At 75.7% G+C, this 1,750-nt stretch carries 1 protein-coding gene; it reads right to left on the reverse strand.

What is annotated here, in order from left to right; genetic code table 11:
- On the reverse strand, nucleotides 1-1,750 hold a 1,750-nt coding region (locus IEY73_RS32575), incomplete at both ends, for a polyketide synthase dehydratase domain-containing protein (protein ID WP_189083201.1).

Genomic DNA, 1,750 nt, shown 5'->3' on the forward strand with positions numbered 1-1,750 from the left:
TCGGCCAGCACGATCCGGCCCGGGTTCTCCGCCTGCGCGGCCCGCACCAGACCCCACACCGCCGCCTGCGCCACGTCCACGGCCTGTGCCCGCTCGACCGCGACCGCACCGCGGGTGACCACCACCAGTCGCTCCGGCCCGTCCGCGGCCAGGTGCCGCTGCACCGCGGCGAGCACCTCGTGCGTCAGCGCCCGCGTCACCGCCGGCACGTCGCCGTCCGGCGTCACACACTCGTGCACCACCGACGGCAGCGCACCACCGGACACCGACGCCGCGGCCGGGCGCCAGCGCACCTCGTACAGCGGGGCGGTCTCGCCGGTGGCGAGCTGGCCGGAGGTGACCGGCCGACCGGCCATCGCGCCGACCGACAGCACCGGCCGGCCGGCGGTGTCCGCCACCTCGATGGTGGTCGCGTCGCCGCCCGGTTTGGTGAGCCGCACCCGCACGGTGGTGGCGCCGACGGCGTGCAGGACCACGTCGCTCCAGGCGAACGGGATCATCGTCTGCTGTTCGCCGCTGCCCAGGATGACCGCGTGCAGGCAGGCGTCGAGCAGGGCCGGGTGCATGCCGAACCGGGCGGCGTCCTCATGTGCCTGCTCGGGCAGCGCCACCTCGGCGTAGATGTCGTCGCCGATCCGCCAGGCCGCGCGCAGCCCCTGGAAGGCGGGACCGTAGGAGTAGCCGAGTTCACGGAACGTCGCGTACGCGTCGCCGGCCGGCATCGGTGTGGCGTCCGCCGGCGGCCAGGTGGTGAGGTCGGCGGGCGCGGCGGGCGCGGCGGCGGACAGGAAGCCCTGGGCGTGCCGGGTCCACATGTCGTCGCGCCGGGAGTGCACGGCGAGGCTGCGCCGACCGTCGTCCTGGTCGGGTCCCACGGTGACCTGAACAGCTACGGCACCCGCCGCGGGCAGCACCAGCGGCGCGCCCAGCGTCAGCTCCTCCAGACAGGGCAGGCCGGCTTCGGCGCCGGCGCGCAGCGCCAGCTCGACCAGCGCGGTGCCGGGCAGCAGCACCCGGCCGTGCACGGTGTGGTCGGCCAGCCAGGGCTGGGTGGGCGTGCCGATCCGGCCGGTGAGCACCAGGCCGCCGTCGTCGGGCAGGCGCACGGCGGCACCGAGCAGCGGGTGCGCCACCTCGCCGACGCCGGCCGCGTCCATGTCACCGGTCCGCGGTCCGCCCGGCGCGGGCCAGAACCGTTGCCGCTGGAACGGGTACGTGGGCAGATCGATGCGCCGGCCGCCGAGGCCGTCGAACAGGGCCGACCAGTCGACGGCCTGCCCGTCGGCGAACAGCCGGGCGACCGCGGTCAGCAGGGTGTGTTCCTCGTCGCGACCGCGGCGCAGCGCCGGCACCGCACCGGTGACGGCGGACAGCACGGCGTCCGGGCCGACCTCCAGGAACCGGTCGGCGCTTGCGGCGGTCACCCCGTCGGCGAACCGGACTGGTTCGCGGACGTGCCGCACCCAGTAGTGCGGGTCGGTGAACAGGTCGGTCTCGATGCGGCCGGTGACGTTGGACACCAGCGGCATGGACGGCACGGCGAGGCCGAGGTCGGCCACGACGCGGCCGAAGTCGTCCAGCATCGGGTCCATCAGCGCCGAGTGGAAGGCGTGGCTGACGGCGAGGCGTTTGGTGCGCGGGAACCGGGCCGCGACGGCGAGCACCGCCGGTTCCGGGCCGGACAGCACCACCGACTGCGGGCCGTTCACCGCGGCGACCGACACCTCCCCGCTCAGCAACGGCACCACGT

It is taken from the genome of Mangrovihabitans endophyticus, from assembly GCF_014646155.1.
GTDB lineage: Bacteria > Actinomycetota > Actinomycetes > Mycobacteriales > Micromonosporaceae > Actinoplanes > Actinoplanes endophyticus.